The organism is Salsuginibacillus halophilus, from assembly GCF_003014715.1.
Taxonomy (GTDB): domain Bacteria; phylum Bacillota; class Bacilli; order Bacillales; family Marinococcaceae; genus Salsuginibacillus; species Salsuginibacillus halophilus.
Window position 1 is genome coordinate 78,232 of record NZ_PYAV01000011.1, and the last position, 24,230, is coordinate 102,461.

Annotated in this window: 21 protein-coding genes; 9 read left to right on the forward strand and 12 right to left on the reverse strand. The window is 47.7% G+C overall.

Annotation, left to right across the window (positions count from 1 at the left end; genetic code table 11):
* The first annotated feature begins 39 nt into the window (after positions 1 to 39).
* On the forward strand, positions 40 to 3,114 hold the full coding sequence (locus tag B0H94_RS11435) for an efflux RND transporter permease subunit (RefSeq protein WP_181315382.1): 3,075 nt from the start codon (positions 40 to 42) through the stop codon (positions 3,112 to 3,114).
* 301 nt (positions 3,115 to 3,415) lie between these two features.
* Here the strand turns inward: B0H94_RS11435 and B0H94_RS11440 are convergent, their stop codons facing one another.
* The 7 genes from B0H94_RS11440 to B0H94_RS11470 form a co-directional block, all read right to left on the reverse strand.
* Positions 3,416 to 4,096 carry a class D sortase gene (locus B0H94_RS11440; RefSeq protein ID WP_106589404.1) on the reverse strand — a complete coding sequence of 227 codons (681 nt, stop codon included), beginning with the start codon at positions 4,094 to 4,096 and terminating at the stop codon, positions 3,416 to 3,418.
* Positions 4,097 to 4,196: 100 nt separating this feature from the next.
* Positions 4,197 to 6,287, reverse strand: coding sequence for an RNA degradosome polyphosphate kinase (locus tag B0H94_RS11445; RefSeq protein ID WP_106589405.1), 2,091 nt, complete (start codon positions 6,285 to 6,287; stop codon positions 4,197 to 4,199).
* Positions 6,271 to 7,863 (reverse strand): Ppx/GppA phosphatase family protein, encoded by a 1,593-nt coding sequence (locus B0H94_RS11450; protein ID WP_106589406.1) that lies wholly within the window; start codon positions 7,861 to 7,863, stop codon positions 6,271 to 6,273. The genes B0H94_RS11445 and B0H94_RS11450 overlap by 17 nt, the downstream gene beginning before the upstream one ends.
* Positions 7,860 to 9,383 carry a phytoene desaturase family protein gene (locus tag B0H94_RS11455; protein WP_106589407.1) on the reverse strand — a complete coding sequence of 508 codons (1,524 nt, stop codon included), beginning with the start codon at positions 9,381 to 9,383 and terminating at the stop codon, positions 7,860 to 7,862. The genes B0H94_RS11450 and B0H94_RS11455 overlap by 4 nt, the downstream gene beginning before the upstream one ends.
* On the reverse strand, positions 9,380 to 10,486 hold the full coding sequence (locus B0H94_RS11460) for a glycosyltransferase family 2 protein (RefSeq protein WP_106589408.1): 1,107 nt from the start codon (positions 10,484 to 10,486) through the stop codon (positions 9,380 to 9,382). Before B0H94_RS11460 ends, B0H94_RS11455 begins: the two co-directional genes overlap by 4 nt.
* Positions 10,483 to 11,220: a lysophospholipid acyltransferase family protein gene (locus B0H94_RS11465; protein ID WP_106589409.1), complete on the reverse strand. Its 738-nt coding sequence runs from the start codon at positions 11,218 to 11,220 to the stop codon at positions 10,483 to 10,485. The genes B0H94_RS11460 and B0H94_RS11465 overlap by 4 nt, the downstream gene beginning before the upstream one ends.
* Complete coding sequence (locus B0H94_RS11470) at positions 11,217 to 12,002, reverse strand: carotenoid biosynthesis protein (RefSeq protein WP_245893987.1); 786 nt, start codon at positions 12,000 to 12,002, stop codon at positions 11,217 to 11,219. Before B0H94_RS11470 ends, B0H94_RS11465 begins: the two co-directional genes overlap by 4 nt.
* A 182-nt stretch (positions 12,003 to 12,184) precedes the next feature.
* On the opposite strand from B0H94_RS11470, the gene B0H94_RS11475 reads away from it, so the two are divergent.
* The 4 genes from B0H94_RS11475 to B0H94_RS11490 all read left to right on the forward strand — a co-directional run bounded on the left by B0H94_RS11475 (position 12,185) and on the right by B0H94_RS11490 (position 16,414).
* Positions 12,185 to 12,688, forward strand: coding sequence for a PTS sugar transporter subunit IIA (locus tag B0H94_RS11475; RefSeq protein ID WP_106589411.1), 504 nt, complete (start codon positions 12,185 to 12,187; stop codon positions 12,686 to 12,688).
* Between the two features lie 164 nt (positions 12,689 to 12,852).
* A complete protein-coding gene (locus tag B0H94_RS11480; protein WP_106589412.1) occupies positions 12,853 to 13,749 on the forward strand; it encodes a PRD domain-containing protein in 897 nt (298 codons plus the stop codon).
* 147 nt (positions 13,750 to 13,896) lie between these two features.
* Positions 13,897 to 15,519 (forward strand): citramalate synthase, encoded by a 1,623-nt coding sequence (cimA, locus tag B0H94_RS11485; protein ID WP_106589413.1) that lies wholly within the window; start codon positions 13,897 to 13,899, stop codon positions 15,517 to 15,519.
* A gap of 352 nt (positions 15,520 to 15,871) precedes the next feature.
* Complete coding sequence (locus B0H94_RS11490; protein WP_106589414.1) at positions 15,872 to 16,414, forward strand: maltose acetyltransferase domain-containing protein; 543 nt, start codon at positions 15,872 to 15,874, stop codon at positions 16,412 to 16,414.
* 8 nt (positions 16,415 to 16,422) lie between these two features.
* On the opposite strand, the gene B0H94_RS11495 is transcribed toward B0H94_RS11490, so the two are convergent.
* Entirely contained in the window at positions 16,423 to 16,641 is a 219-nt protein-coding gene (locus tag B0H94_RS11495; protein ID WP_106589415.1) for a hypothetical protein, read from the reverse strand.
* A gap of 77 nt (positions 16,642 to 16,718) precedes the next feature.
* On the opposite strand from B0H94_RS11495, the gene B0H94_RS11500 reads away from it, so the two are divergent.
* Positions 16,719 to 17,138, forward strand: a complete 420-nt coding sequence (locus B0H94_RS11500) for a hypothetical protein (protein ID WP_106589416.1) — start codon at positions 16,719 to 16,721, stop codon at positions 17,136 to 17,138.
* Between the two features lie 47 nt (positions 17,139 to 17,185).
* Here the strand turns inward: B0H94_RS11500 and B0H94_RS11505 are convergent, their stop codons facing one another.
* Positions 17,186 to 17,638: a MarR family winged helix-turn-helix transcriptional regulator gene (locus B0H94_RS11505; RefSeq protein WP_181315383.1), complete on the reverse strand. Its 453-nt coding sequence runs from the start codon at positions 17,636 to 17,638 to the stop codon at positions 17,186 to 17,188.
* Between the two features lie 115 nt (positions 17,639 to 17,753).
* On the opposite strand from B0H94_RS11505, the gene B0H94_RS11510 reads away from it, so the two are divergent.
* Both B0H94_RS11510 and B0H94_RS11515 read left to right on the forward strand, forming a co-directional pair.
* Positions 17,754 to 18,683 (forward strand): ATP-binding cassette domain-containing protein, encoded by a 930-nt coding sequence (locus B0H94_RS11510; protein WP_427909951.1) that lies wholly within the window; start codon positions 17,754 to 17,756, stop codon positions 18,681 to 18,683.
* Positions 18,684 to 18,694: 11 nt separating this feature from the next.
* Positions 18,695 to 19,522 carry an ABC transporter permease gene (locus B0H94_RS11515; protein ID WP_106589419.1) on the forward strand — a complete coding sequence of 276 codons (828 nt, stop codon included), beginning with the start codon at positions 18,695 to 18,697 and terminating at the stop codon, positions 19,520 to 19,522.
* Positions 19,523 to 19,734: 212 nt separating this feature from the next.
* Here B0H94_RS11515 and B0H94_RS11520 read toward each other — a convergent pair whose 3' ends face one another.
* Both B0H94_RS11520 and B0H94_RS11525 read right to left on the reverse strand, forming a co-directional pair.
* Positions 19,735 to 20,706 (reverse strand): TIGR03943 family putative permease subunit, encoded by a 972-nt coding sequence (locus B0H94_RS11520; RefSeq protein WP_106589420.1) that lies wholly within the window; start codon positions 20,704 to 20,706, stop codon positions 19,735 to 19,737.
* Between the two features lie 28 nt (positions 20,707 to 20,734).
* Positions 20,735 to 21,763: a permease gene (locus B0H94_RS11525; RefSeq protein WP_106589421.1), complete on the reverse strand. Its 1,029-nt coding sequence runs from the start codon at positions 21,761 to 21,763 to the stop codon at positions 20,735 to 20,737.
* Between the two features lie 626 nt (positions 21,764 to 22,389).
* On the opposite strand from B0H94_RS11525, the gene B0H94_RS11530 reads away from it, so the two are divergent.
* A complete protein-coding gene (locus tag B0H94_RS11530; RefSeq protein ID WP_106589422.1) occupies positions 22,390 to 23,370 on the forward strand; it encodes a CobW family GTP-binding protein in 981 nt (326 codons plus the stop codon).
* On the opposite strand, the gene B0H94_RS11535 is transcribed toward B0H94_RS11530, so the two are convergent.
* Positions 23,319 to 24,194, reverse strand: coding sequence for an undecaprenyl-diphosphate phosphatase (locus B0H94_RS11535; RefSeq protein WP_106589423.1), 876 nt, complete (start codon positions 24,192 to 24,194; stop codon positions 23,319 to 23,321). The two genes, B0H94_RS11530 and B0H94_RS11535, sit on opposite strands and share 52 nt — an antisense overlap.
* Positions 24,195 to 24,230: the final 36 nt, after the last annotated feature.

The following is a 24,230-nucleotide window of genomic DNA, read 5'->3' on the forward strand; positions in this document are numbered from 1 at the left end:
TCTCAAGTTTACTTACATACAAAGGGGCTGGATAGGTTCATGGCTTGGCTGCGGTTACTTTTACAACGAAAGCTGATTGTCGGTTTATTTATCATCCTCGTTTTGTTTCTCGGACGCTTCGGTTTAACCGAGATGGACGTTGAAATTATGCCGGATATTGATTTAGATATGGCGGTGGTTTCGGTACCGACGTCGGATCTTTCTGTACTTGATGTTGAAGAGCAGGTAACGGATCCGATTGAAGACCAGATCGCCGGGATTGACGGTGTTGATGATTACACTTCGGAAACGAGCGCCGGCAACGTCAGTTTCACAGTTATGCTTGAAAATGAGGGAAGTGATGATTCGTTTCGCGAGCTTGAAACGGCCATGACAGATATGACACAGCTACCGGCGGTTGAGGATATATCGACATTCCGGTTTGGCACAAGCGGCGCTGAATTGTTTTTGGAAGTGTATGGCGGTGATGCTGAAGAAATGTCGCGCTTCACTGAAGAAGTGGCCGTGCCGCGGCTTTCTGCGCTTACAGAAGTCGGATCAATTGACGTAAGCGGCCTGCAGGAGCTTGAGGCTGTTGTGACAATAGATGAAGAAGCACTTCAAGAAAACGAATTAAGTTTGACAGAAATTCAGCAGGCGATTCAGCAGCAAAACGAAAATGCAACACTCGGAAGCCTAGCAGCCGACGAAGGAGATGAGCGCGTCCGTTGGGATACATCAATTGATGGGGCAGAGGCGCTCGAACAAGTGAGTATGCAGACGCCTGAGGGGGTTGTTGCGTTACAAGATGTAGCAGACGTTGAAATTCTCCCGGCGGAAAACGGGGCAGCTGCTTGGAAAAACGGGAGCAGTGACGTCATCTCCCTGCAGATTGAAAGTGCCGGCGATGTAGGTGAGATTGAGCTGACAGAAACGGTGCGAGCTGAAATGGCGCAGATGCATGAGGAGGACTACGTCAGCGGGTTCGCCTTTGAAGAATTAATTTCAACGGCGGATTTTATTCAAAGCTCAATTGATAGTATCCAGCAAAATGTCGTGATCGGCGGACTTCTCGCACTCGTCGTTTTAGCTTTATTCACCCTTGCTGTTCGTCCAACGATCATCATCGGCATCTCAATCCCGCTTTCCATTATGCTTACATTTGCGGCGATGTGGTTTCTCGACTACAGCATCAATATGCTCACGTTAATTGCGCTCGGCCTCGGGATTGGCATGATGGTGGATTCAGCCATTGTAATTTTTGAGTCCATTTACCGGAAAGTCCAGCAGGGCATAGAAATCACAGCCGCCATTATCCACGGCACAAAAGAAGTGGCGACAGCGGTTATTGCAGCCATGCTTACAACGGTTGTTGTACTGCTGCCACTTGCGATTATGAGTGGAGATATCGGCGAATTTATTATGATGCTTGCGATGGTGGTCATTTTAACACTTTTAAGCTCACTCCTTGTTTCATTCACTGTGATTCCGGTGTTATCCAGTCAACTATTAAAGAAGACAGCCCAAAAAGCAGCACCGCGGCCGGATGGTCGGTTAAAGCACGGTTACGGCCGGATGATCAACTGGGTGACAGCGAAAAAGCTTCGCAGCATCGGTGTTCTCGCTGGATTTATTGCACTTTTTTTCGCGTCGATATTTCTCATTGAACGTATTCCGATGAGTGCGATGCCCGATGTGTATGACCGTGAAACAGAGCTCATGATGACGCTTGATTCAAGTGCAGATCATGAAGCAAAAGAAGCGATCGCAATGGATGTAAACGAACAGTTGCAGGATGTGCCGGATGTTACAGATAATACAGTCACAATGTTTGAAGACGATATGATGTGGCTGTTGATTAACATGACAGATGAAGAAGACGCCACAATGGATCAAAGCGAGATTAATGCGGAAATTTTTAACGCGCTCACCCCGCTAGAAGACGATCACCCGATTGAAGCTGTCATGTCCGCGGCCGATGGAGGTATGAGCGAACAATCTGCACTTACGCTTCAAGTGTACGGGGATGATTATGAGGCGATGGCTGAAAGTGCCGATCGTCTTGAGGAAGAGCTTTCTTCAATTGATGGTGTGATCAATATTAATCACAACTTTGCAGACATGACGCGTGAAAATGCGCTCGTGTTTGATGATGAGGAATTAAACAGCTTAGATTTAACCGCACCTAATGTGCGCAGTCAAATTGAGCCTGTTTTCATGCGTGAGGAAATCGATCAGTTATCAGTCAGCTATCACCAGGAAGTACCAGTGTACCTTGCGTTTTCACACGAAGTTGATACGCTTGAGGCACTGCTGGATCACGAATTAAATACGTCAGAAGGCGGAGTGCCGCTTTCAGAGGTTGCGTCTTTTAAAGAAACAGAAATGCCGGTAGCCATCTCCCGCGAAAACGGTGAACGCGTTGCCTCAGTCACCGCCGATTTAGATGGGCAGGATTTAGGTACAGTCAACCGCGAGCTGCAGGATACAGCTGAAGAAGTAACCGCTGCAACAGATACAACGGTTCAGCTCGGCGGTGCGCTTGAACAGCAGCAGGAAGCGATGACAGAAATCCTTTTCGTCTTAGGCATTGCCGTACTGCTCGTTTATATTGTGATGGCAGTACAATTTAACAGCTTCATCCATCCGCTCGTCGTCGTATCAATTTTACCGTTTACATTTGTCGGTGTGATTCTCGGCTTACTCATTACCCAAATGGAGCTGAATATGATCGCGGCGATGGGGGTTGTCATGCTCGTTGGTATCGTGTTGAACAATGCGATTCTTTTGATTGACCGCTTAAATAAACTTAGAACGCTTGAAGGCATGAACCGGCCGGAGGCGTTAATGCAGGCCGGCAAAGACCGGATGCGCCCGATCTTTCTAACGACTTTTACAACCATTGCCGGGATGCTCCCGCTTGCACTTGCTGTCGGCGGGGTAAGCGACTTTCAAGCACCGATGGCAACCGTCGTCATCTCAGGCTTATTGTTTGCCACACTCGTTACGCTCATTATCATACCAATCGTCTACGTCCTGCTTGAAGATACCCTCCACTGGCCCCGCAAACTGTGGCGTAAGCGGCAGGAAAAGCGCCTTGCAAAAAAAGCGGCGCCAGAAGAAGAAGCAGGATGATCGGCATAAACGGTTTCTGCGCGATTAGCAGGAGGTACTGCACGATGAGCGCAGCGAGCTGCCCGGCTGGAAAGGTTACTGCACGATGAGCGCAGCGAGCTGCACGGCTGGAGTGGGTTACTGCACGATGAGCGCAGCGAGCTGCACGGCTGGAGTGGGTTACTGCACGATGAGCGCAGTGAGCTGCACGGCTGGAGTGGGTTACTGCACTTTCGCACCAAAGCCCTCCGCCGGCGGATTTAGCCAAGTCACCGAAAAAAGCCCGTGATGCAAACGCGCATCACGGGCTTTTTCGCTCAGTTCAATCTTCAATGTTTGTAAGTTCAGCTTCAATGATATAACGGTCAGGGGCAGGGCCTACATAAGTGAACGGGTAGCACGTCGTTAAGGTAAGCGTTGGTTCGTCTTTTTTCACAATTACAGTGCGATCATCTGCATCGGTAATCCACGTGTCACGGATTTGGTACTCGTACGTTTTCCCGTCGTAGTCAAGATAAATCCGGTCACCTTCTTCAAGGTCGCCCATCTCGCTGAATACCGTATCCCGGTGTCCGGATAAAACGGTGTGAACAAGTTCATCCGGTGTGGCGGTATGGTCACCTTCATGCAGACCGACGCCTTGATCTAGTGCATCATCATTAGTGCCCCAGTAGATCGGATATACCCGTTCTAAAGTCGGGATGGACATTTCTGCCATTTCTTCGCCTTCTTCATACGCGTAGTCTCTGTCGTAAGGGTCATCTGTTTCTTCTTCAGCTGCGGCAGCTACATTATCGTCAGATGCGTTTGAATCTTCTTCTTGTTCAAGCTCTTCAACATTGTATATTTCTTGACGCTCTGTGTCATCCCAATTATCGCTTACAGACTGCGCTGCTTCCGGGTCTTTCGAAACCCCTGAAGCACCGGCGACCCACTGATATCCACTGAAGCCGGCAAACACTAAGCCAAGCGCAATAACAAGTATTCCAATTTTAAAACGCACGAGAAGCTCCCCTTTCAAAAGGCTCGATAAACGGAGTTGAATTCAAATCATGCTTTTCCCGAATATTGACGTTTCTAAACCATGTACGAGAAGCAAGGTGCTAATCCTCCGCCTCTCCGCGGAAAGGAACAGTTAGCGCGTACAGCTCGAGCTGGCTCTGCACGGTCGTGCCGGCCTGGTCTGTATACGTATAGCGGCCATCCGGCTGTTGCACGCGTGCTTTCACATTATCAGTGAAGGCAAGACGTAAAATGTCGTCGATTTTTTTCTGCGCCCGCATGTCATAAACCGGGACAAGCAGTTCAATCCGCTTTTCCATATTGCGCGTCATCCAGTCAGCGCTTGATAAAAAGTAGCGGGGACTGCCGTTTTGGTGAAAATAAAACAAGCGGCTGTGTTCAAGAAAGCGGTCGACAATGCTTCGGACGTGAATGTTTTCGCTGACACCTTCAATCCCCGGACGGAGACAGCAGATGCCGCGGACGAGTAAGTCAATTTTAACACCTGCCTGGCTTGCTTCAAACAATTTCATGATTAACGTTTTATCCGTTAAAGAATTCATTTTTGCCTGTATCCAGCCGTTTCCCTGAGTACGGTGCATCTCGATTTCTTTATCGATCCAAGTGATAAATGTATGACGGAGCTCACCTGGCGCCGCCGCAAACTCCTGCCAAGCCGGCTTAAAGCTGAATCCGCTTAAATAATTGAAAAAGTGCGTTGCATCTTCACCAAACGCGCGGTTTGTTGTCAGCAAACTCGTGTCTGTATAAAGCTTGGCTGTTTTTTCGTTATAATTGCCGGTACCAAAATGCATATACCGGCGCAGACCGCTTTTTTCATGGCGTACAATTAACGTAATTTTACTGTGGGTTTTTAACCCCGGGAAGCCGTAAATCACATGTACGCCAGCCTTTTCAAGTGTTTTCGCCCATTGTATGTTGTTTTCTTCATCAAACCGGGCTTTAATTTCTACAAGCACAGTAACTTCTTTTCCGTTTTCTGCAGCTTGAAGGAGCGATTCAATAATCGGAGAGTCATCTGCCACACGGTACAACGTTTGTTTAATGGCTAAAACATCAGGGTCTGAAGCAGCTTGACTTAATAAATCAAGTACAGGATGAAATGATTCATACGGGTGATGCAATAGGATATCACCGTTTGTCATCGTTTGAAATAAATCCTCAGATGCCGGCAAGTCTTTTGATGACTGCGGGATCAATGCTTCGTTGACTAAATGTTCTGCGCCAGGGGCGAGCTGCTCGTATAAGGAAAACAAAAATGTGAAATCAAGTGGTGCAGAAAAGCTATATACATCTTCACGGGCTACATCCAACACATCGATTAAATAGTGGAGCATTCCTTCATCCATTTGACTGCCGGAAACTTCAAGCCGTACAGCAGCGCCCCATTTCCGTTTTTCCAGTTCTTTTTCAATATCCCGCAGCAAGTCGCGGGCATCTTCTTCATCTAAAGATAAATCGGCATTTCGGGTAATGCGAAACGTTGAAGCTGAAGCGACCGTGTAGCCGGGGAAAAGCTCAGCTGCAAAATAAGTGATTACGTCTTCAAGCAGCATAAATCTACGGCCTTCGCTCGGTCGGTGCGGCAGTTCGATGACACGGGCGAGCACACGCGGCACTTGCACAATCGCAAGTAAAGGTGCCTGTGTGCTTTCATCCGTTAAGGTGACAGCCAAGTTTAAACTTTTACTTAAAAGAAGGGGGAACGGCCGGGCTGTATCTACCGCCATTGGTGTGACAACAGGGAAAATATAGTTTTGAAAATGCGCCTCAACAAAGGAGAGTTGTGCATGATCAAGCTCATGCACAGATAAAAATTCAATCTGTTCGTCTTTGAGGGCCGGCATGAGCTCGTTTTCAAACAGCTTCTCCTGCGCCTCTGTTAAACGGCGGGTTTTTTCACCGATTGCTTCAAGCTGCTGTTTCGGGGTGAGTCGGGCTTTGTTTTCCGGCTTATTAAATCCTGCTTTGACTTGATCTTTTAGGCCGGCAACGCGCACCATGTAAAACTCATCAAGGTTTGCGCTGAAAATCGCTAAAAACTTTAGCCGTTCAAGCAGCGGGTTGTAAGGATCAACCGCTTCTTCTAGCACCCGTTCATTAAACGCAAGCCAGCTTAATTCACGATTGTTGTAATAGGCAGGGTTGTCAAGGTTAATGGTTTGTGTCATAAGCTTCAACCCTTTCATATTCGGTCGTTTTTGCTTCGCGGAACGTAAACACGCAGCTAGCCCCAAGTGCTTTTTCTAAATGTTTTTTATGTTTCTCGCACGCCTTCATTTCAAAAAACGGGTCGCGCCCTGGCTCGTAAACGAGGTGAATGATTAGTTTTTGTTTTTCTTGCTGGACATCAACATCGCGAATCATTTTCCGCCTTGTGATGTGCAGATCATAGCCTAATTTCATAATCGCACCGAGCACTTCAAATTGTTTCAGTGCCTGTGCAGAAAAGAGTTCTTTTAACTGTTTGCTTCGTTTTTTAAACAATTTGCGAGATTTAAATGAAGAGATTAACGCAAGGGCTGCCCGGTCTTGGTGGGAAATCCCGTCAATGGAACGGTGCATTAATAAATAAAACGTGTGATCACTGCTTGACTGCTCATCAATATACTCGCCGAGAAAAACGGTTCTAGCCCCTTTTCGGAGCAGTTCTTCAGCTTCTTCGTGAAGATAGCGGCGGTGGATATAAGGTTTTAAGCCTGCAAACAAAGCTTGGGTCGTGCAGGCGACACTTTCAGCAAGCTCACCTGGAATATTGTACTCACGTTTCAGCTGATATAAACTTTCGTTCGCTACGTCATCAAAACGCTTTAAGCCTAAGGAAGAAAACATGGTATGAAACAAAAGACCGTCGCGCAAGCCTTTATTGCTCAGCATAAACCGATCGGTATAAATGACTTGCATGAGCGTCTCAAGAATGATTGCTGCCGGCACGATAATATCAGCCCGGTCTTTGGATAACCCATCCACCTCAAGCCGGCGCTCGTACGGCATAGACGCAAGATGCTTAACAGTTTGTTTCATATCACGAGCGTCCATTTCGTACTGATGCAGGGTGGATAGTGGATAATCCGACCGGCGCTGATGCACAAGTGCCGTGTTACGTGCACTGCCACCGATACCGACAAGCGGGAGCTTTATATCTTTGAGCCAGGGTAGATGCTGCAGCTCTTCTGTTAAGTAACTCCGCAGCTGCTTCAGCCGTTCATCATTTGGCTCACTGCCGTTTAGAAATTCAGTTTCAAGCGTTAAAGCACCGAAGGGAAAGCTGTACGTTTCAACAATATCCCGGTTAGAGAAGCGGGCGACTTCTGTACTGCCCCCGCCAATATCCACAGTGATTCCATCTTCAATATACGTCGCATTCACTACGGCTGTAGCACCGTAAAATGCTTCTTCATCACCGCTTAACACTTCAAATGAAATGCCTGAGGTATCATAAATAAACTGGAGAACTTCTGCTTGGTTTGCAGCTTGTCGTACGGCTGCTGTTGCAATACCGCGCACCGTTTCAACGTTGTGGTCAAGAATGATTTCGCTGAAACGCTTCATCGTTCGTTCAATCCGGCTGAAGCCTTCACGGTTCAGTTCTCCGGCTTCATTAAAGCACTGGCTGAGCCGGGCGACTTCTTTCACGTTATGAATCTCGCGGTAGCCGCGCTTTTCATCCACTTGATGAATAACAAGACGGATCGAGTTTGAACCCATGTCGATAACGGCGATTTTTGCATCACTATGCCGGTTCATGTTCGGTCCTCCTCGGTTCGGTTTGTCGACTGCTGCCAGCTCACTTTTGCGATCCGGTGTTGTTTTAGTAAATCGCGGGCGACGAGCATGCCGCTCGTTACAACCATTGGAGAGCCGCCGCCGGGGTGGGTGGAGCCGCCGGCAAAATGCAGGTTACTGAAGTCTTTGGCTGCGTTTGTCGGTCTGAAAAACGCACGCTGTTTTGAGTTCGCAGCCGGACCGTACAACGCCCCGCGGTAAGCATTAACCCGGCTGGCAAGCGTGGCCGGGGTGCGGGTGGATGTAGTATCTGTTGTCCAGCTGAGACCGTAGCTTTCAAGTTTATCGTAAATGCGTGCTTCGTAATCTTCAAAGCCTGGTGCCTCTTTGCCGTCCGGTTTAAGGGCCGGGGCGTTTGCGAGGATAAATAAATTATTGCCTTCAGGTGCGCGCGCCGGTTCGGTAACGCGGCTGTTGCATACGTAAACGGTCGGGTCTTTCGGATACGTTTGTTTTTGTAAGAGCTCATGAAACTCCTGCTCATAATTGCCGCTGAAATATACTTGATGATGACCGAGACTTCGGGTTGTGTTTTTTGCGCCTGCTAAAATGACGTAAGCAGAAATAGACGCCTGCATACGGTCGCGGTATTCGTTTTTAAAATGCGGACGCTCATGTTCTTCAACAAGCTCTGGGTACTGACTTAATAAATCGCCGTTTAAAATATATTCATCAGCTGAAACTTCGGCGCCGCTTTTTAATTGAAGGGAGGTAATCGCCTTATTTTTTGTATGCATGCGGGTCACTTCAGTGTTTGTATAAATTTCAGCGCCGTTTGCTTCAGCAAGTTTTTTAAGCTGTTCAGCAATCCGGGCATTGCCATTTTCGACATAAAACACGCCTTCGTTTAACTCTAAGTGGCTGATGAGCGCAAACGTTGCCGGCGCATCGTAAGGGGAGGAGCCGATATATGTAGCATAGCGGTTGAGCGCTTGTAAGACGTACGGGTGCTTAAAGTATTTACGGAAAAAACCGTTCATGGTTTGAAACGGGCGCACGGATAAAAACGCACGGCCGAGTTTCGGGCTGGCATAAGCTCTCGGGCTTGTAAAAGTGCGTTGAAAAAACTGCGCAGCCGCTTGTACGTAAAGCCGTTCCACTTCTTTTAAAAATGCAGGTACGTTTGCGGCATCTTTTTTCGAAAATTTAGCGACTTCTGAAGCAAAAACATCACGGTCTGAAGAGAAATCAAGCCGGCTGCCGTCAGGGAAATGATTGCTCGTATGATTGGCGAGTTTGATAAACGTCAACCAGTCATCAGGGTTTTCTCCAGCAATGCGAAAGACATTTTTAAACGTCTCCGGCATGGTGATCGTGTTAGGGCCGTAGTCGAATTCGTAAGTGCCAAGTTTCATACGTTCAAGTTTTCCGCCGACCTTTTCATTTTTCTCAAATAAGCGTACGTGAACGCCGAAAGAGCTTAAGATGCAGGCTGCGGCAAGCCCGCCGAGCCCGCCGCCGATAATCGCTGCTGACTTCATGCATAACGCCGTCCTTTCCATTGAAATCCCCGTTTTTTCAGATGCAGCCATGCGGAGCGCCAAAGCACTGCTAGAAAAGCAGCTGCTGCAAACGGATGGGTAACAAACAACCACCATCGTTCATAATTTGTCCAATCAATCACTGCCCGGATGAGCCACGTGAGAAAAAGTGGCGCCGTATAAAGCAGCGTCCCGTTCAACATGCCGTAAACAGCAAAAAAGGCAGGTAGTATAAACAAGCCGAAATAAACGACACTAATGAAGCCAAGGGCGGTGTAGGAGCGGCCGATGCCCGGAAAAGCATTTTTCGAAAAACCTTCCCACGTACTTCTGCTGTCTGTATACATGCGGCAGGTGACGAAACGACTTACTCGGGTAAGAATGCCGCGTGCGCCGCTTTTTTTCATGAGCCGCATAAAATGTACATCTTCAACGAGCGAGTCTTTAATTGCGGCGTGGCCGCCTGCTTTGTCATATGCCTTGCGCTCAAAAAACATAAAAGCGCCGTGGGCTGCACTTGCTGCTGGCAGCTTCGTGAAATTCGCAATCGCTAACGGAAGGTGCAGCAAAATTAAGACGTGCTGCATCGGTACGAGCAGCGAACTTAACCAACCTTGATACGTAAAGTGCGGAAACCCGCTTACAAGCCCGGCTTCATAACGCCGGCTCGTAAAAAGGGCTGCTTCGACTGCTTTTGGGGCAGGGCGGACATCTGCATCAAAAAAGCATAAGTAATCGCCTCGGGCGTGTTCGCTTAATTGATGACACGCATGAACTTTGCCGACCCAGCCATCAGGCAGGGGGCGTCCTTGTATGATTTTAACATTATGAACGTGTGCGGTAGAAGCTTGAAGGGTTTCAAGTGTTTTGTCCGTTGAGCCGTCATCAAGAAAAATCCATTCTGTATGCTCGTACGTACTTGCTTGTAATGCTTGAATCAAACCGTCCACATTATCCCGCTCGTTACGAAGTGGCACAAGGATGGAGATGAAAGGTGCTTCACTTTCATCCTGCACCGGGCCGGGCTTAAACGGTATGAGGAAGCATCGGTTGATGATCACCCATAACAATATGCAACTTAAGAATATGATCCAAACTGTCATCGCTGTCCCGCCTTTTTGCCCGGGGTGAGCAGCTTAAACCACTCACTTGCGGTGCGCCGACCTTTGAATAATGGGGAAAATCGTTCAATCTGTTCGGTCTGCACGTCATCGCGAAGGCGGTTTAACTGTGTCGTGAGCTGCGCTTCAAACGCTTGCAGCTGCTCGTTAAAATCAAGTTGCTGAAAGTTTTTTAAACGATCAACGGTGCCGGTTTCGATGAACAATTCCGGCTTTTGCTCGCGCCGGAACGTGTAATAAAACGTAATGAAAACGACAGGGGTGTCACCACTCGCATCGCGTACCATATGGGGCAGCCCTGCTTGAAAGTCAAGCGGGCGCAGTTCTTGATGCCGCTCACGCCCTTGTGGGAACAACCAGAGCGTTTCACCAGCTGCAAGCTTTTTTCGCGCATAGCGGAGGGAACGTCCCACATCTTTCGGACTGTTGCGGTCGACACTAAACGCACCAATCCACCGGAAAAAAGGAAAAGATGTTACGCCTTCTTCATCCATCATGACAACACTGTTGTGTCTCAATTTTGTTTCGTTAAGATAAATGGCAGCTAAACCGTCCCACCAGCTGCTATGGTTCACAAGCACAACGCACGGCTTTGTAAGCTCATGCAGAGGTTGTTGTTCATGAATGTGCACTTCGTAAAAGTGTTTTTTCATCAAGTAGCGAATGTAACGGCTGAAGCCTTTCGCAAAATATGGTTTTCGATTCTCGGTAATCATATGCCTGTCTCCTGTCTACGGCTGAATTGATGCATCATGCCAGCGGCCGCCATGACGGCTGTACCTAACACAGCCGCAAGCCATAAACCGCCGACCACACATAAAAAGGTGAACATGAACATGATCAAAAAGAACAAAAGCCGGGTGCGAGGTTCCCAAAAACCGGTCCGCTCGTTCCATGCCGGTTCTTTATGAAGCAGCAGCCAAAGGAGGGCATGCAGAACGAGCGATAAAATCCACCAGCCAAGAAAATTACTAAACGGTACACCATAATAAGTGCCGCCATCATCCCAAAGCCAGTATCCTTTCATTTCATAAGCAACAGGATCAATGACAAGGTCAATCCCGACGGCAAGCAGACTGCCGGTTATAATATAAATGAAAAACGGTACAAAGCGTCCTTGAAACTGGCGGGCAAATGGCTTTGCGATCGCATGGGTTGTGCTAAGTACCATCACCCACGCCGCCCCGATTGTAATTGGAACCCCGATCAACCCTGGGCCAAAATCTGAAGCATATGTATAGTTACCAAAAAACAAACCGGTTTGCACGCCGATAGCTTCAATCACCATACTAAGGAAAAAAATAATCACAATCGCAAGTGTTCCGCGCACCGAGCTGTAATGGCGGTACAAATAAAAGCAGCCGAGCACACCGCATAAAATGAGAAACACCACATTGGCCCACTCGAGCGGTGGCGGTACTAAATCAAAGGCAAGCAGGATAACGCCAACGGTATACCAAAAGAGAAATAAGCGGAAAATGGACTGGTCTAATTTCACGATGTCACAACCTTTAAGATCAATAGAAGTATGTAAAACTGTAACTTGTATGTGCATGTTGTTGACTTTCTTGCATGTTTCCGGTACATTCGACACGGTTTGATTTAAGTGGGCAACATCCCCTTAAATAGGTTTGCAAAAGCATGCCAGCGGATATAACACATACGAAGAGGTGACTTTACATGTTAAAAAAATTATTTGGTAAAAAGTCAGAACCTGCACAAGTCCAGGTGAAATCCCCAGCGAACGGATCATTTGTAAGCTTGACTGAAGTTGATGACCCAACGTTTTCTGAAAAAATGATGGGTGACGGCTTTGCGGTCGCACCAGCAGATGGCAAAATTGTATCACCGGTGAAAGGGAAAATCACGCAAGTATTTCCGACAAAGCACGCAGTCGGTATTCGTTCTGATGAAGGTCTTGATGTGCTTGTGCATATCGGTCTTGAAACCGTCAGCATGAATGGCGACGGTTTTGAAGCGCATGTTGGTGAAGGTGATAGTGTAAATGCAGGTGACCTGATGGTTGAATTTGACGTTGATAAAGTGAACGAGCAGGCGAAAAGCACCACAACGCCGGTTGTATTTACAGAAGGCGATCAAATCACTTCGATCGACGTTGAAAGTGTCACAGATGTAAGCGCCGGTGAGACGTTGGTAGCAAACGTCACGGTCAACCCATCTTAATGTTGTAAACTGCGCGCCCTCCGGCAGAAGCCGGGGGGTTTTTGCATGCACCCGCAATATTTGTATAGCGGATGATTTTTAATACACATCCGTTTTCAATGACTTCTCGTAAACTACCCGCAAAATGTGTCGGTTAAACGTCGTTTCCAGGCGGGTCTCTTTGCATGAGCGCTCGTTTCACGTACAATAAAGAAAGACTAAACACGGAGCGTGTAGCTATGAAGATACAAAAAGTGCTCAGCAATAATGCAGCCATTGTTCGTGAACATGAGGAAGAAAAAGTTGCGCTCGGACCGGGCATCGGTTTTCAAAAAAAGCGCGGCGAATTTATAGATGAAACAAAAGTTGAAAAAGTATTCACAATGGAAGAAAAAGAAAAACAGCAGTTCAGCAAGTTAATGGATGAGCTGCCTGAAGCCCTTGATGAAGCTGTTCGTGAAATTGTCCGGCGGGCAGAGAGTGCACTAGGTGTGAAATTTGCGGATCACTTATACATTGCCTTGTTAGACCATATTCACATGGCGCTTGAGCGTATTCAGGCAGGGCAGGTCGTCAACAATCAGCTGCTGCCGGAGATTCAAGCTTTATATCCGGAAGAAATGGATGTGGCGCTTTGGGGCGCACATAAATTAGAAGAAAAGATGGGGGTCGCTGTGCCGGACGCTGAAGCTGGATTTATTGCGCTGCACCTGCATACCGCACGCGCTGGCCGCCGGGAGTTGAGTGACGTTCTGCAGGTTGCCCGGGCGGTTAAAGGGATGGTGCATGCTGCTGAACGGCAGGCAGGTGCAACATTTAAAGCTGAAAGCCCGGCGTATGCCGGTTTAATGAATCACTTACAGATTGCCCTTAGAGCTTATCTTGATGATGAGAAGCTTGAAGGAAGCGCTGGTGATATGCACGACGTGATGCAGGTGAAATACCCAGAGGCATACCGTGCAGCAGTCGCTGCTTGGAAAGAACTTCATGATACGTGGCAGATTGAGCTTCCGCAAGATGAAATCATTTATATGGCAATGCATATTCAACGGCTTTTGCAGCGAACGGAAGAAACGTTGTAATAGGTTCACCTTTGCGAGATCAAAAAAAGTGTCTCGTGGAGGTGAATTTTTTTCTCCTCCACATGGTCAATATATACCTAATATGCTATACTCAATCCCAACCAGTATAAATAGAGATGTAGACGAAACATACGAGGAGGATTTCTGGTGGCAAGTCTTGTGGATGTATATGATACAACGCTACGCGACGGTACGCAGGGAGAAGGTGTGAGCCTTTCTGTCACCGATAAATTAAATATTGCAAAACGTCTCGACCGGCTTGGTGTCGCTTATATTGAAGGCGGCTGGCCGGGGAGTAACCCAAAGGATATGTCGTTTTTTGAAGAAGTAAAACAGCTGAATTTAACGACGAGTAAAATTGCTGCTTTTGGCAGCACTCGGCGTTCCGGGATTGACCCAAAAGATGACGGCAATCTCGCCCGGATTTTAGAAAGCGGTGCACAAGCGGCAGCTATCTTCGGGAAAGCGTGGGACTTCCACGTGACTGAAGCTTTAAAAACGACAAAAGAAGAAAACTTAAAAATGATTGAAGATTCCATTTCCTATTTAAAGGCGAATGGTCTTGAAGTGATTTTTGATGCAGAGCATTTTTTCGACGGCTTTAAAGCAAATCCGGATTATGCCATGGCTGCGCTTTATCACGCAGAAAGAGGCGGGGCTGACTGCTTAGTTCTTTGTGATACAAACGGCGGTGCACTGCCGCAGGACGTGCAGGCGGTTGTAAGTGACGTTACAAAAGAAATGACTGCACCTGTTGGCATTCACTGCCACAATGACGGCGAGCTTGCCGTGGCCAATTCCATTGCAGCTGTTGAAGCTGGCGCCAAGCACGTGCAAGGAACCGTGAACGGTTACGGTGAACGTTGCGGCAACGCCAATTTAATTTCAGTCATCCCAAACTTGCAGCTGAAACTCGGATTTACATGCCTTTCAGATGAGCGGATCGCTGAGCTTACGGAAACGGCGAAATCTGTCCACGATATTGCCAATCAAGTGCCGCCAAGCAATCAACCGTTTGTCGGGCGCAGTGCTTTCGCGCATAAAGGCGGCATGCATGTGAATGCTGTGCAGAAACATCCGGAAACGTATGAACATATGCAGCCAGAGGCGATCGGCAATGAACGGCGGGTGCTTGTGAGTGAACTTGCCGGCCAGAGCAACTTGTACATGAAAGCTGAAGAGCTCGGGATTGACATTGATCCGAAAAGCGGGGCAGCCAAAACGATTATTGAGCAGTTAAAAGAGCTAGAAAACGCAGGCTATCAATACGAAGCAGCTGAAGCATCATTTGAGCTGCTGATCCGGCGCGGACTTGGTGAGACAGATGATTTCTTTGCACTTGACCATTTTAAAATTATTACCGAGCGCAACCAGCACGGTGATTTTGTGACTGAAGCTGTCGTGAAACTGCAGATTGACAATCAACCAGTCATGACAGCAGCTGAAGGAAATGGGCCGGTGAATGCCCTTGATAACGCTTTACGTAAAGCATTAAAAGGGTCGTACCCGCTTGTAAATCATATGTATTTAGCTGACTACAAAGTGCGCGTTCTTGATGAAACAGAAGCAACTGCTTCAAAAGTACGTGTGCTTATCGAATCGTCCGACGGCCGCCGCACGTGGAGCACTGTCGGTGTAAGTACGAACATTATCGAAGCGAGCTGGCATGCCTTAGTTGACAGCATCCGCTACTATTTTATGAAAGAAGAGGCAACTGCCGCTGACGAGGAGACGCCACTTCTCACCGGCCAGGGCGTTTGCAATCATTAAAAAGAGGAACTCGATCAAAGACCGGATCCTGCGAAGGGCCGGTCTTTGATCTTTTTAGCTCTGTGAAAGGTTGATAGGGGCCTATACAGAAAAAGCGGAACTTCGCATTTTAAGAGAGTTCCGCTACAGCGTGTAGACAAACTTTAGCTGACTGCGTATTTCTGCGGAGGCTGTGCGTGACTCTTCGGTTTTGTACTTTGTGGACAGTGTGAAAAACATTGGTTTTCAATTTTAATTAAAATATTGGACCGCCTGCTGAGAGGTATGAACTGAACGCTTAGCTTAGCGTGGCGTGAGAGAAATAAATTTTTGTTATGATGTAAGCAAGATTATGTAAATGGGGGAGATCTGAATGAGTGCCGAGAAAGAGAAGATGCTCGCCGGGGAGCTGTTTGATCCGAACGATGAAACACTTGTGCTGGAGCGAAAACGGGCGCGCCGGCTTGTTCGGCAGTTTAATGAAGCAGAAGAAGATGAGGGTATGAAGCGAAACGATACGTTACGGCAGTTATTCGGAAGTCTCGGTAAGAAAGTTTATATTGAGCCGACGTTCCGCTGTGATTATGGTTATCACATTGATGCAGGAGATCAGCTGTTTGTTAACTACGATTGTGTCTTTTTAGATATTGCGCCGATTCGTTTTGGTGAAGGGTGTATGGTCGGGCCAGGTGTACATATTTACACGGTAAGTCACCCGCTGAACGCAAAAGAGTACGGCGAGCCGGTACGTATCGGTGCACACGTTTGGATTGGTGGCGGGGCATTAATTATGCCCGGAGTAACGATTGGAGACGAAGCAGTGGTCGCCGCTGGTGCTGTCGTGACAAAAGACGTTCCCCCGAACACGCTTGTCGGTGGGAATCCGGCGAAAGTAATTCAGCATATTGATGTCTAAAAATTTTGTTACGTCTGCAGTCTGCGCATCCAACGCCACAAACCATGGCTGATCAAGCCGGCAATGACCACCGGGAGCCAGGGGATGCTCGTTTCAAAACGAAATCCATCAATGGCTGTGTCGCGAAAGATGTGCAGTTGAAACGCTTCGATTCCAAACGTTTCCCCAAAGATGAAAAGCAGTGCGAGCATCGTGAAAAAACTTAAAATGGATGCAACATACGCCATAAGCACCCCTCCATAATAATAGGATATGATCAACCGTGTTTTACGTTTGAAAGGAGGCTGATGATATTTCACACCGCTTGAACTTTTGGCTTCAAATGATTTTAGGTGCGTTTGCTGGTGTTACCTTTCTGATTGGCTGTTTTCAGTTGATTTTAATGCTTGTGTTTTCCTATCAAGGGGTGCCGCCCACATCGGTAGCCGCGCTGCTGCTTTTCGGTGCTTATGTTGTTTTATATTTCCTGCCCCAAAGCTTGCACCCATTAAAACAAGTATTTACAGGGATAACGCTCAGCGTTTTTATGATCGTCATCGTGAACTATCACTTCACTCACGTACAGTTCATAGGCGCCTGGGCAGGATCGGTGGCTGCACTCTTTACGGCAGCGGTATGTCTTTGGTTTACAGTGACATGGCGACCGGAGTGGCGTGTCTATCAAATCTTTTTCGTTTCGTTTATAAGCGCTTTGTTTCTGTTTACAATCTTTTTATTCATGTAAGCATCATAAAATGATCCCCCCCGCCTCAGCCGACAGGTGGGGGTTGTTTAATCTTCTAGTTTTGAAATGACTTCGTGCATATCAGCTACCGCCCGGCCGAGCTTTGCTTGATCTTCTGCTGACAACGAAGCGAGTCGATCAGCAACCTTTATTTGCAGCTCGCCCTTTTTCTCATCTAAAAAGCGTCTGCCGGTTTCTGTTAATGTGATATACATCACCCGGCCGTCATGTTCATCTTTTTTTCGGCTGATAAAGCCTTTTTCGGTTAACGTATTCAATAAAGGTGTTAAATTCGGTTTTTTGACGGCAAGTTTTGCGGCAATCTCGCTAATTTTTAACATCGGGTGTTCGCTGACTAAATGTAAAATATGAAAATGTGTTTGGTGCAGTTCGGATGCTTCGTTACGGTGAATCGGCTCGAACAGCTTTTTGGATAAATGAGGAAGGATGAATAGCGTTTGATCGACAAGCTCGGATGTATTTAATCGTTCGTTTGACAAAGTGATTCCTCCGTTAAGAAGTGTGTATGTTGACATCTTAGCAAAAAGCGGGAATAATAGCTAATAGTTATTAAGTCATAACCATTGGCGAAGGAAGGGTGATTCTGTGGCTGCCATGATTGAAGTGCAGGATTTAAAAAAGTCTTATAAAGAAACGGAAGCTGTGAAAGGGATATCTTTTGAAGTTGAAGAAGGCGAAATTTTCGGCTTTCTAGGGCCGAACGGTGCCGGCAAAAGTACGACGATTAACATGATTTGTACGATGCTTAAGCCGACGTCCGGCTCGATTGTGATTAACGGCTTTAATGCAAATAAAGAGAAAAATGATGTCCGGGCGAGTATCGGCTTAATTTTTCAAGAAAATACGCTTGATGAGAAACTGACGGCGAATGAAAATTTGAAGCTGCACTGCCGGTTTTATAATGTACCAAAAAACGACCGGGAACGGCGGATTCAAGAAGTGCTCCACATTGTTGACTTAAATGATGTTCGTTATAAAAAAGTTGAAACGTTCTCCGGCGGGATGCAGCGCCGGCTTGAGATTGCAAGAGGTCTGCTGCATTATCCCCGCGTATTGTTTCTTGATGAGCCGACAGTCGGTTTGGATCCGCAAACACGTGCGCATTTATGGGAATACATTTTAAAGTTGAAAAAAGAGCAGGGTATTACGATGTTTTTAACGACGCATTATTTAGATGAAGCAGAAATTAGTGACCGCATTGCGATTATGGACCAAGGCGGCATTATTGCGGTTGATTCACCTGAAGAGCTGAAACGGCAGCTTGGCGGCGACATTATTGAACTTTCTACAAGTGATAACGCCCAGGCTGAAGCAGAAGTTCAAGCTTTGCTGGGTGAAAGCGATGAATTCACGATCAATGATGAGTTGATTCGTCTGCAAGTTGAAAATAGTGATGCGTTCATTTCGGAATTAATTGAAGCATTAAGTGTGACCATCACGAAGTTAAACATCCGCAAGCCAACATTAAATGATGTATTTTTAGCATTTACCGGTCGCGATATCGGTGAAGCTACAGGTACATAGGGGGTGTACATATGGAAGGGATTTTAGCCATCTGGCAGCGCGATATCACAAAGTTTTTCCGTGATAAAGCCAGACTTTTCGGCTCTTTTACGATGCCGATTTTATTTTTGCTCATTTTCGGCGGAGGAATGAGCGGTACGATGGAAAGTATGATGGCCGGTCAGCTACCTGAAGGTGGAAGTGATTTTAATTATATTGAATTTGTCTTCCCGGGGATTGTCGCGATGACGTTGTTAATGACCTCGGTATTTTCAGCGTTATCCATTATTGAAGATAAAGACTTCGGCTATATGAAAGAAATTCTCGTCTCCCCGGTATCACGGGTGAGTATTGCCGTCGGGAAAATGTTTGGCGCTGCGACAATTGCAACCATTCAAGGGATCATGCTGTTTGCTTTAATCCCGCTACTCGGATTGTCCTATGACTTCATGTCAATTTTGCAGGTCATTCCGTTTATGTTTTTACTGGCATGCGCTTTATCCGGCCTCGGCCTGCTGTTTGCAAGTGTCATCCGCTCGACCCAAGGGTTTCAAATGATCGTGAACATTTTAGTTCTTCCGATGGTGTTTCTCTCCGGGGCGTTATTTCCGATCAATAATTTACCGACATGGATGGAAGCGGTCGTTACGGTGAACCCGGTGACTTACGGCGTGCACGTGATGAAAAATGTCATGGTCGATGTGGAAAATACGCCCACACAGATTGTCGAAGCGATGGGGCTCAATTTAACGGTATTTAACCAGGAAGTAACGGTGCTCGGAGCTGTGTTATTTATCGCAGGCTTTACATTGGTATTGATTTTACTCGCTACCCAAAGCTTCAAGCGGGCCAATGCGTAAAACGCAGCTGATGACCGCTGACTGAAGAAGGGAGACCGCCCAATCGGAGGAGGCGAACGCCCAATCGAAGGAGGCGACCGCCCAATCGAAGGAAGCGAACGACCAATCGGAGGAAGCGAAGGCCCAATCGAGGGTAGCGAACTTTAGCTAAAGCGTGCTTAACAGCTTTTTTACAAAAATAACCCCCTGCCGCACAGCAGGGGGTTATCGTATTATTGAAAGCTCGGGTAAACGTACGGGTTATCCGGTTCTTCTTCATCTTCGAAGCTTTCCGCCTGAATTTGCGGTAGTGTTTCGTCCATGTACTCGCCTTCTTCCACGGTACCGCGGACGCGTACCCAGTCGTCTTGTTCGTAAGCCTCAGCACCTTCGCCTTCAACGAGCACGCCGTAAACAGTGGCATCAGCAATGCAGCATGTCATGGAGAAACGGGCGACGACCATTTGATCATCTTCAAATTCGGGCTCGCGGTACACAAAGCCCATCACTTCCATCTTCGTTCCTGTGAAATCGTGGAGGTGATGATCGAGCGCCGTCATAATATCAAGAAAGTTGGTATCGTCTACTTCAACGAAATTGTCGCTGCCGTACTCATCAGCAACCGTTTCGAAATGGTTATCAAACTGCTCCTGGTCATAATATTCTTCAACAGTGTAGTGATCCTCGCCTTCCGGGGCGGCGTCTTCATCAAGCTCTGTTAAATAGCCGTCCGGGTCGTCCATGTAAGCTTCAGCCCGGTCATTGCTTTCATCGGTTTCAGCAGCTTCAGCTCCATCAGGTCCTGTATCCTCCTGGGCGAGCTGGCCGCTGCCGTACTGGATCCCGCGCATTTCTGCCACAGAACTGTCAAAAGTATGGTCAGGCAGTGCGAAGCCAAGCACAAGCGGGAGAAGAAAGATGCTGTAAATGCCGGTCTGAATCCATTTTGGCCCTTCAATACCATGGTCGGACCCGCACTGACACGCAGCTTCAATATTACCGTTTTTTGAAGTGCTCCGTATAATTTGAATCACACCGAGGAGAAATAAAACGACTGTCGCAAAATAAATTAACGGCATCATATGGCTTGCAATGTAAAGCTGAATGTTGCCGGTCATAATCAAGCCAAGGTTTAAAAGGGCAAATCCGAGCAGAAAAATACCGCGCAAATAGGCATGGAATGAATAATCACGCTCTTCGTTCACTAGCTGATTCTCCTTTCAATACTTCATATTATAACAGAAAGAGCTGTACGCCCATAATGGCACTAAAGACAGCTATGGTGACGATGACCATGAAATAAAGGACAAACCGCGCTTTGAAGAAGGCAAACAGCATAATTGTATTCTTCAAATCAAGCATTGGTCCATATAATAGAAAAGCTGCAAGTGAACCTTCATTAAACAAGTTGCCAAATGAAGCAGCCACAAATGCATCAGCTTCAGAACATAAAGATAATACGTAAGCAAACGCCATCATAACAGCTGTAGACGCCCAGTCATTGGCACCGAGTGAGGCAAGGAACTCCCGGTCGAGAAACGTTTGAAACATCGCGGCAATTAAGGCGCCGGCAATCAAATATTTTCCCATTAAAAAGAACTCATCGGAAGCATGATAAAATGTCTGTTTTAGCCGGTGCTGCTTCTGAGGAGGCCCTTGTTTGATGTCGATGCTTTCTTTACCAAGCAGTTCTTCGCTCCGCCACTTCAGCTGATCACGGTTTTTAAAGATCAAATACATAATCCCCCCGATTAAAATGGCAAGGCCAAATGCAAGGCCGAAACGTAAGTAAAAGACGGTTAAATCATCGCGGAAGGCAAAATACGTCGAGCCTGCAACGACCGGGTTTAAAATCGGCGCGCCGACGAGAAAGACAACGCCGACGTGGAGTGGCATGCCTTTTTTAATGAGCCGGCGGACGACAGGAATGATCGCACATTCGCAAATCGGAAAAATCGCACCGAGAACTGCTGCCGGAAACAAAGCGGCGTAGGCGTTTTTTGGTAAGTAGCGGTTGAGGGCATCTTCAGAAACAAATACCTGGATTAAAGCTGAAACGAAAACGCCAAGCAGTAAAAACGGGATGGCTTCAAGTAAAATACCAAGAAAAATGGTGTTTACAACGAGCCATTCGCTTGGGAGTGTGAAAATCCCATCATCAGCGGTGTTTGCCATATTAAAAAACAATAAGATAAAGCCAAGCAGTAAAACGATGCCGAAGCCGTCTTTTAACCAAGCCGGCGGTCCAGAAGTTTTAGGCATAATGTATACTCCGTTTCATTGCGTAATGTTGTTATGATAGATATATTGATTGAGCGCGCGGCTGCTCTAGCGAAGCGAGCGGTCAGCCCGCGGAAGCGAGCGGTCGCCGTGCCGAAGCGAGCAGTCGCCCCATCGAAGCGAGCGGTCAGCCCGCGGAAGCGAGCGGTCGCCCCATCGAAGCGAGTAGTCGCCGTGCCGAAGCGAGCGGTCGCCCCATCGAAGCGAGCGGTCAGCCCATCGAAGCGAGCAGTCGCCGTGCCGAAGCGAGCGGTCGCCCCATCGAAGCGAGCGGTCAGCCCGCGGAAGCGAGCGGTCAGCCCGCCGTAGCGAGCGGTCGCCGTGCCGAAGCGAGCAGTCAGCCCGCCGAAGGGAGCGGTCAGCCCGCCGAAGGGAGCGGTCAGCCCGCCGAAGCGAGCGGTCGTCCCATCGAAGGGAGCGGTCAGCCCGCCGAAGTGAGCGGTCGCCGTGCCGAAGCGAGCAGTCGCCCGCCGAAGCGCTGCCGGCGCGCGTTTACTTTTCTTACGTTTCTATTACTAGTCGTATTCTAACATAGAAAGTTTGACGAGAAGGGGTTAAAATAGAATCGAAATCAATCTTTAATCTTTTGTTAAGGAGTGGCTGTTCGTATGGCACATGCGATTGATGTTTATATTATTTCCGGCTTTCTTGGAAGCGGCAAAACGACCCTTTTGTTAAACTGGCTTGAAGATGCGAAGCGGGAAGGTTTAACGCCCGGGGTGGTCGTAAACGAGTGGGGCGATGTGCACGTAGAAAGTGACATGTATACCGGCACAAAAACTGTTGAGTTATTGAACGGGTGCATCTGCTGTACGATTCAAGACGATTTAAAAACGGAGCTTGCCAACTTTTTATCGACAACTGAAACAGTGCCGGACGTCTTGTTTATTGAAGGCACCGGCGTGGCTGATCCGCTTGAAGTCGTCGATGCGGTGACAGATCCTGCGTTTTATGACAAATTGCAGCTTCAGCTTGTTGCAACTGTCATTGACAGCGCTCGGTATCTTGAGTTTCAAAGCCGGCTGCACAGTGCCAAAGATGTTCGCCAAATGCTTACGCAGCAAATTGAGGCAGCGCCGCTCTTACTGCTTAATAAAGTTGATCTCATTTCGGAAAAGCAAAAAGCAAAAGTTCATAAAAAGCTTAGCGCTGTAAAACAAAGTGAAGCGGTCGTGCTTGAAACCGAGCAGGCTAGCTTTTCATTTCAAGAGGCGCGCGCTGTGACAGGTAATGCAGCGCCGGCAAAACGCCATGCCAAAGCGTGCAGCCATGACCACGACCATGATCACGACCATCACCATCATGCTCACTTTGACATGCACTCCTTCGTTCCGGAAACAACATTTTCAAGCCAAGAGCTGCAAAAAAGCTTAACGCATCTGTCCGGCACGTTGCTGCGGGCCAAAGGCGTTGTAGAAACGGATGAAGGTAAACTCGTTCAATTTCAGTGGAGCGGCGGTGACGTGATGTTTCGCGAAACGACGCAAACCATGCCGCGGATCGTCCTCATTGGCTTCGGACTTGATGAAGCCCAAATTCAGTCTGAACTGTCGGGTGCATCAACTTCAGTGAACGCCTCAGGAGAGTAAACTTCAATCACGTGGTCGTGTTCAAAAAATACGAGGACGACAACGGCCAGGGCTGCACAATACACTGCAAAGTACACGAGTTTCTGCCGGCGTACCCAGCGGATGAGCCAGGCGATGCTTAAAAGTGAAAAGCAAAAAGCGGTCACAAGCGCAGTCGCAAGCGGTGCCCATCCGTGGGCGGCAAAAGCGGTGCTCTGCAAGTCTTCAAGCGCAAGCACCGTTGAGCCGAGAATCACCGGCAGTGCAAGCAGAAAAGAAAAACGAACGGCTGTGTCCCGCTCAATCCCGAGGGCAAGCGCTGTTAAAAGTGTTGCGCCGGAGCGTGAGATGCCAGGCAGCACCGCAAGCGTTTGCCCGAGGCCGATCCACCATGCATCGCGGGCGGTCATCGCGGCTTCTGTCCGCGTGCCGGCTGCTTTTTTATCAATGACGACTAAAGCAGCGGCAGTTACGAGTAAGGCCCCAGCTACAAACAAAGGGGTTTTCATCGAGTTTTCGACAAGCGGTTTTAATAACAAGCCGAAAACAGCGGTGACCCCGGTTGCAACGATAAGATAAACACATAAAAGCGCGCCGGGTTTTGCAGCAGCATCCCGCAAAAATAAATACCGGAACGCCGAGACGACAAGGCTGCGTACATCGCGATGAAAGTAGACGAGAACAGCTGCGATGGAACTTAAATGAAGCAGAATCTCAAAGCTTAAGCCTGGAAATGTATAGCCGAACGTTAACTGTAAAATGACGATATGGGCGGTGCTTGAAATCGGGAGAAACTCTGTTAAGCCTTGAACTAAACCAAAGAGCACAGCTTCAAAAAACGACAAAATGGTCACTTCCTTTAAATAAAATATCAAGAGAGG

Coding starts and splice junctions, on each gene's coding strand:
- B0H94_RS11435 (WP_181315382.1), top strand. CDS start 40: ATGGCTTGGCTGCGGTTACTTTTACAACGAAAGCTGATTGTCGGTTTA.
- B0H94_RS11445 (WP_106589405.1), bottom strand. CDS start 6,287: ATGACACAAACCATTAACCTTGACAACCCTGCCTATTACAACAATCGT.
- B0H94_RS11450 (WP_106589406.1), bottom strand. CDS start 7,863: ATGAACCGGCATAGTGATGCAAAAATCGCCGTTATCGACATGGGTTCA.
- B0H94_RS11455 (WP_106589407.1), bottom strand. CDS start 9,383: ATGAAGTCAGCAGCGATTATCGGCGGCGGGCTCGGCGGGCTTGCCGCA.
- B0H94_RS11460 (WP_106589408.1), bottom strand. CDS start 10,486: ATGACAGTTTGGATCATATTCTTAAGTTGCATATTGTTATGGGTGATC.
- B0H94_RS11465 (WP_106589409.1), bottom strand. CDS start 11,220: ATGATTACCGAGAATCGAAAACCATATTTTGCGAAAGGCTTCAGCCGT.
- B0H94_RS11475 (WP_106589411.1), top strand. CDS start 12,185: ATGTTAAAAAAATTATTTGGTAAAAAGTCAGAACCTGCACAAGTCCAG.
- B0H94_RS11480 (WP_106589412.1), top strand. CDS start 12,853: ATGAGCGCTCGTTTCACGTACAATAAAGAAAGACTAAACACGGAGCGT.
- B0H94_RS11490 (WP_106589414.1), top strand. CDS start 15,872: ATGAGTGCCGAGAAAGAGAAGATGCTCGCCGGGGAGCTGTTTGATCCG.
- B0H94_RS11495 (WP_106589415.1), bottom strand. CDS start 16,641: ATGGCGTATGTTGCATCCATTTTAAGTTTTTTCACGATGCTCGCACTG.
- B0H94_RS11510 (WP_427909951.1), top strand. CDS start 17,754: ATGATTGAAGTGCAGGATTTAAAAAAGTCTTATAAAGAAACGGAAGCT.
- B0H94_RS11515 (WP_106589419.1), top strand. CDS start 18,695: ATGGAAGGGATTTTAGCCATCTGGCAGCGCGATATCACAAAGTTTTTC.
- B0H94_RS11525 (WP_106589421.1), bottom strand. CDS start 21,763: ATGCCTAAAACTTCTGGACCGCCGGCTTGGTTAAAAGACGGCTTCGGC.
- B0H94_RS11530 (WP_106589422.1), top strand. CDS start 22,390: ATGGCACATGCGATTGATGTTTATATTATTTCCGGCTTTCTTGGAAGC.